General features: G+C 42.5%; 6 protein-coding genes. 2 read left to right on the forward strand and 4 right to left on the reverse strand.

Translation table 11 applies throughout. The annotated features are described in order from the left end of the window. Window position 1: 1 nt before the first annotated feature. Window positions 2–2143 carry a M3 family metallopeptidase gene (locus tag AC6F75_RS12175; RefSeq protein WP_500715304.1) on the reverse strand — a complete coding sequence of 714 codons (2142 nt, stop codon included), beginning with the start codon at window positions 2141–2143 and terminating at the stop codon, window positions 2–4. 208 nt (window positions 2144–2351) lie between these two features. Between AC6F75_RS12175 and AC6F75_RS12180 the strand changes: the two genes are divergently transcribed. Next, complete coding sequence (locus tag AC6F75_RS12180) at window positions 2352–2849, forward strand: hypothetical protein (protein WP_500715305.1); 498 nt, start codon at window positions 2352–2354, stop codon at window positions 2847–2849. 321 nt (window positions 2850–3170) lie between these two features. Here the strand turns inward: AC6F75_RS12180 and AC6F75_RS12185 are convergent, their stop codons facing one another. Then, complete coding sequence (locus AC6F75_RS12185; RefSeq protein WP_500715307.1) at window positions 3171–3683, reverse strand: hypothetical protein; 513 nt, start codon at window positions 3681–3683, stop codon at window positions 3171–3173. A 23-nt stretch (window positions 3684–3706) separates the two neighbouring features. Beyond that, the gene (locus AC6F75_RS12190) at window positions 3707–5074 is read right to left on the reverse strand and encodes an MBL fold metallo-hydrolase RNA specificity domain-containing protein (protein ID WP_500715309.1); all 1368 of its coding nucleotides are present in this window, start codon (window positions 5072–5074) and stop codon (window positions 3707–3709) included. 234 nt (window positions 5075–5308) lie between these two features. Between AC6F75_RS12190 and AC6F75_RS12195 the strand changes: the two genes are divergently transcribed. Beyond that, window positions 5309–5863, forward strand: a complete 555-nt coding sequence (locus AC6F75_RS12195; protein WP_500715310.1) for a YSC84-related protein — start codon at window positions 5309–5311, stop codon at window positions 5861–5863. Between the two features lie 81 nt (window positions 5864–5944). On the opposite strand, the gene AC6F75_RS12200 is transcribed toward AC6F75_RS12195, so the two are convergent. Continuing rightward, the coding region (locus tag AC6F75_RS12200; RefSeq protein WP_500715311.1) for an FKBP-type peptidyl-prolyl cis-trans isomerase at window positions 5945–6473 on the reverse strand (529 nt) is incomplete at its 5' end.

The following is a 6473-nucleotide window of genomic DNA, read 5'->3' on the forward strand; positions in this document are numbered from 1 at the left end:
ATCAATTCTCAGGAACAGGAAAGCCCCTGTCACGCATTAGCGCATCGATAGTGGCATCTCTTCCTCTGAACCTTCTGTATGCTTCAGCCGGGTCCATGGCATTGCGTGGGGCAAAGAGGTATTTCACCAGTTTATCGGCCATCTCCTGATCATAAAACCCTCCCGGGGCTTCTTCAAATGCTTCTGCTGCATCGCTGGTCAATACATCTGCCCACATATAGCCGTAATAAGCCGTGGCATAGCCCTCGCCGGAGAACACATGACTAAAATGAGGGGTGCGGTGACGCATCACGATTTGTTTGGGCATACCCAAAGCATCCAGTGTTTTCTTTTCAAACTCACGCGGATTGATATTGGCCGGGTCTGTAGTGTGGTATTTCATATCCATCAGGGCAGAAGCTAAAAATTCGGTAGTGGCAAACCCCTGGTTAAACGTTGATGCATTTTTGATTTTTTCTACCAACTCAGCCGGAATGACTTCCCCTGTTTTGTGGTGTTTCAGAAAGCGGTTGATCACTTCGTCTGTGTACAACCAGCGCTCTAACAACTGCGACTGGAATTCGGTATAATCCCTAACGCCACCATTGAGGGTGGGGTAAGTGACGTTTGACGAAAAGAAATGCAGGGCGTGCCCAAACTCATGGAAGTATGTTTCGGCATCATCCCAGGAAATCAACACAGACTCTCCTGGTGCTGCTTTTACAAAGTTAGAGTTGTTGCTCGCCAGCACAGTACGCTTACCGTCATAGTTGGCGTGGCTGCGATACTGGGTGGCCCAGGCTCCGGAGCGTTTTCCTGTGCGTGCAAAAGGGTCGAGGTAAAACACCCCAATGTGGTCGCCACTGGTGATGTCATTGACTTCCCATACTTTTACATCTTCGTGAAATACAGGCACACTGCCGTCTGTTATGGGAGTGAATTTATAATTAAAGAGTTCGCCGCCCACATAAAATATGGCATCGGTCAGGTTATTGAGTTCGAGATATTGCTTCACCTCATCTGAATCGAGGTCGTATTTGGATTTACGCACTTTTTCGGCATAGTAACGATAGTCCCATGGCTCGATGGTGATGTTATGTCCTTCGGCATTGGCAATGGCTTGCATTTCGGCCACTTCTTCATCCACGCGGGCAAGGGCTGCCGGCCATACGGTTTCCATCAGTTCCATAGCATTTTCGGGGTTTTTGGCCATACGGTCCTGCAGGCGCCATTCGGCAAAATTGTCATAACCCAGCAGTTGCACGCGTTCGTGACGCAGTTTCAGTATTTGTGCAATCACGTCGTTGTTGTCATATTCATCACGGTTGTCACCACGTGAATAATAAGTGCGCCAAACTTTTTCGCGTAAGCTTCTTTCGTCAGAATAGGTAAGGAAGGGGTCCATAGACGAGCGGGTATTGGTAATGGCATATTCGCCCTCGCGACCGCGGTCTGCAGCGGCTTTGGCAGCGGCATTGACAAAAGACTCGGGGAGTCCGCCCAATTGTTCGCCGGTGATGTAGGTCACATAGTTTTCTTCGTCGTGCAACACATTGTTTGAGAATGTGGTGTACAGGGCCGCCAACTCCATGTTGATTTCAGCATAGCGGGCTTTGCCTTCTGCATCAAGATTGGCACCGTTCATTTCAAATTCTTGATATTTAAGTTCTGTCAGGCGTTGTTGTTCATCATTCAATGGACTGCCCAATGCATCTTTATACACGGTTTTGATGCGTAGAAAAAGCGCTTCGTTTTGTTGGATTTTAGATTCATATTCCGAAATTTTGGGAGAAAGTACTGCTTCAATTTCCCTGAATTCCGGTGTGGACATATTACTCCTCCAGATGTAGTAATATGTACTCACACGGTTGTATTCCTGCCCCGCTTTTTCCATGGCCAGGATGGTGTTTTCAAAAGTGGGTTCGTCAGGGTTACCGGCAATTTGGTCGATTTCCTCCAGGTGTTTTTGCATGGCCAGTTCCATGGCCGGTTGCAGGTCTTCGACATTCATTTGATCAAATGCAGGAACGCCCTGATAGGGTCCTGTCCATTCAGCAAGCAGCGGATTGTCTGGCATAGTTTCTTCTTTTTCTTTGGTGTTACAGCTTTGCAGTATCAGTACAAAACTGATAGCAAGCGCTGTTTTGTGGAGAGTTAGATTCATAATAAGGTTTTTGATTAGTAACTGGTGTAATAGTTTTGAGCCTGCAAAGTAAAAAATTTTATCTTAAAAGGGTGTTAATATAGTTATTCATTGTTTGTATAATCGGGGATTTAGGGTTTGTCATGAATTTTAAATACTTGGTATCCAACTGAAGAGTTGTTCTGATTTTTATTTACTTTAGTATCTCTAATCTTAAATAAATATTTTTATGAAATCACAAATCATTTTGTTATTATTCCTTTTTTTAAGTGTTGGTTTAATTGCTCAGGAGTTTGAAGTACCCGTAAATATTTCTTTCGACTCAGAAGCAGATTATGCTAATTATGAACAGGAAGTCATCAAAGCCATTGAATGGTCATTTTCAACACCGGTTTCAGAACAACAAGGCAAACGCAAAGCAGTAAACGCATTTTTAATGCAATGGATGACCGGAAGTCCAACGGTTACGCTTGAGATTTCTCAGGCAATCGTCCCTTTTATGGACTGCCCTGATTGTTTAATGGCATTTTTGAGCGGCTGGACTAAATACAGCTTAGAAAACGATTATTCCAAAGATCGCCTGGCGGGTGTTATGGCAGGAACCAACCACACCATTGCTTTTTATGAACGAAACAAGAAGGAGTTGGGCAGAAATCCTGAAATTGAAAAGCTAATTCGTAAACAGAAAAAAGGGGAGCTGGAAAGCCATATCAAATCGGTTTTGTAATCAATTGATTGCATAAAGTTTCAGTTGAATCACTTACGTTTCAAATAATCGCTGTACACATAAACAGGCCACTCCTGACTTTGACGATCAGGTGGTTTTTGTTTAAATTAGACTTAAGACAAGGTGATAAAGAGTTTTGACGGATTTCTTTGTGCCCTCTGTGCCTTCTTTGTGTACTCCGTGGTTAAATAATGAGTTGCAATGCACTTCAATTTATTAAACAACTGATGCACATAAGGACATTCAGGTTTGTTATTGGAAAAGTATCATCATCCAAAACCAATTTGATTTAACAGAGTCACTATAGATTGAAATTTTAGATCAATCATCATCAGTCCTATTTGCTTTTTTGCTTACTTTCTTTAATTTGCTGTTTGGGTTTGTAGCTTGACTGTCAGCCCTGATTTCCGGATGACGAATTTCACCGCCTGTAGTTCCGGTTTCTTTGGCAAAATACCCCGAAACTACTATGGCAATGATTAACGGAATGTAGACCAGCTTTGTTCTTTTTATTCGTTTTAATTCCAAAACAATGAGAATAAGTGCCAAAGCACCCGTCATAGCCATCGTCCAAAGAAAAAGTTCGGCAACATCTTCGTGTGTTTCAATATGAGCTTCAGAAACACCCGAAAGCTTTTCAACAACATCTTCTGCGAGTTCACCGGTATAATTTGCAAACAAAGCAGTCAATGAGCTGAAAATTAATATTCCAAGCGCGGTCATTCTCACTTTGCGGTCGCTAAATAACAGTCCGAAAAGCAGCACAAGGAAGCCAATTACCAATCCGATTATTGGAAAGTGATTGGCCACAAGATGTAAATGTGCATCATTCATGAGTTTGAGTTTTTAGTTAATATTTATAGCAAATAGTGTTCATTCAATTTTGGGAGTGTAGATTTTAACTTTAGGGTTTCAAGCAACTTATTTTGCAAGACTTCCATCGCCTGAACTTCCCCGTGAACCAGAAACAGGTGTTCGGGGATGTTTTTAATTTCACTCAACCAATCGAGAAGTTCTCTCTGGTCTGCGTGAGCAGAAAGACTCTCAATGGTCTTGATTTGAGCCTTAACGGGAATGTATTTGCCATGCAGCTTAATTTCCTGTTCTCCCTCCAGTAGTCTCCTGCCTCTTGTGCCTTCTGCCTGAAAGCCTACCAATAAAACCTGTGTAAGCGGATTGTCAATATAATACCTGAGGTAAGTGAGCACCCGCCCACCGGTAACCATGCCGCTTCCGGCAATAACGATTTTTGGGCGTTTGTTGTCTATGGTTTTCCAGGTGTCTTTGTAAGAAGTGATGATGTTGAAATGCCTTGTCATGGCTGTAAACTCGGATGTTGTGAGTTTGTGCCAGGAATCAAAACGACTGAAAACATCGAGAACTTCGTTGCCCATAGGGCTGTCAACAAATATTGGAATGTTGGGTATTTTATTTTTGCTGTACAGCACCCAGAGTTTGTACATCAGGGTTTGCAAACGCTCAACTGCAAAACTGGGGATGATAATCGTTCCCTTCTCCCTGATGGCCTGATGTACGGCTTCTATTAGTATTGATTCACTGTCGTCTTCGGGATGCAGTCGGTCGCCGTAAGTGCTTTCCATCACAACAATGTCTGCCCATTCAGGTTTTTCGGGAGGGTAGAGCAGGGGGTCGCCTTTCCGACCAATGTCACCTGAAAAAACAATTAATTTTCCAAACACTTCCAGTTCGATAAACGTTGCACCAATAATGTGGCCCACTTTTTTGAACCGACATTTGATATTTTCGGAAATTGAAATCCATTGGTCTGTGTTTACAGGCTGAAAGAGGTTGATGGCGCGTTCGGCATCTTCCTGATTGTATAATGGAAGTGCGGGATGGTGCTTTGAGTAGCCTTCCTCATTGGCCTGTTCAGCTTCTTCTTCCTGAATCACTGCGCTGTCGCGTAGGATAACTGAAGCAATTGCCAAAGTTGGTGCAGTTCCTATTATAGGACCTTCAAAACCTTGTTTGACCAATCTGGGTAGATACCCGCAGTGATCCAGATGGCCGTGGGTGAGTAGTATGCGGTCAATTTCGTTGGCACGAAAGGGAAAGTCTCGCCAGTTTTGCAGGCGCAGCTCCTTAAGCCCCTGAAACATGCCACAATCAACAAGGATGTTATGTTCCGGGGTTTCCAATAGGAATTTGGAACCGGTTACGGTTTGAGCCGCACCAAAAAAATGGAGTTTTATTTTTGGGTTCACGGGTCTGATATAAAAGGAGTATAAAGGTATAAGTTTCTTAAGTAGTTTATATGACGGTTATCAGGTATTCAAAAATTTAAGTAAATATACATTCACAGTTGTAGCTGTTTGTCCTTATACATAGCATTATTTCATTTTTTAATAGAACCTTCACACTATATAACAGGCTCTTAACTAAGTGTGGCAATCGTAAACATTAAATTTATAGGGTCTAACAATAAAAATAAGAAAATTATGAAACTTACAAAATTAATATTCGCAACAGTACTATGTATGAGCATGTCTGTTTTTGCACAAGACAGTGATAAAGACAAGAAGATAATCAACGATGCCGAAGAGGCCAAAAAGGAGTTTATTAAAACGAATAAAGCCCTCGAAAGCCAGTTTAGCAATGCAACAGCCTATGTTATTTTCCCCAATGTGGGTAAAGGGGCTGTAATCGTTGGGGCAGCTTCCGGCAACGGTGCAGTTTACAAAGGCGGAAAACTGGTGGGTATGGCCAGCATGACCCAACTTGATGTGGGAGCCCAAATTGGTGGTGAAGCTTACAGTGAGGTAATCTTTTTTAATAGTGAAGAAGCCTTTAAAAAGCTTAAGAACAATGAACTGGAGCTAACGTCGCAGGTAGCTGCAGTTGCGGTTGAAGAAGGGGTATCATTGAACACAAAATTTAATGACGGTATGATTGTTTATGTCTTGCCTAAAGCCGGTTTGATGGCTGAAGTTTCAGTGGGTGGGCAGAAGTTTGAATACCGCCCTCTTGGCCAAGCAAAATATTCCAAAAAATAACCCTGGTACTAAAGTTTGGGACAGTTTATAAAAAAAGCGCTTCAAAATTTGAAGCGCTTTTTAATTTATATATTCAAAGAATTAGTTCATAACATCAACCAGTTCCAATACAAAAATAAGGTCGGCATTGGGAGGGATAATATTCCCTGCCCCTGACTCGCCATACCCCAAATGTGAGGGGATAAATAACACAGCTTCATCACCCACCTTCATTTTTAACATGCCTTCTTTAAATCCGGCAATGAGTTCAGCATCTAAGCTGTAATTTGCAGGCATAGGAATGTATTGGTTGGCATTTAATCTGCGCTGGTCAACCATTTCATATTCTTTAGCTACTTCCAGTTTACTGGAGTCAAATAAGGAGCCATTGGTTAAATAGCCTTCATAATTGATTAGTACGCTTTGTCCTTCCCGAGGCTGCACACCGTCGCCTTGTTTGGTGAAGAGCATTTTTAAACCTGTTGGAAATTCGGTGGCTTTTTCTTTTAGTGCGGCAAATTCAGCTGCTTTGGTTTCTTTGACCTTGCTGATTCGGGCTTCTTTATCCTTGCGTTCCTTTTCGACGCTTTCCATTTGCTTTTCGAAAGAGTCAAGGGTCACTTTTCCTTTT

The sequence above is a fragment of the Planktosalinus sp. genome (genome assembly GCF_059864935.1).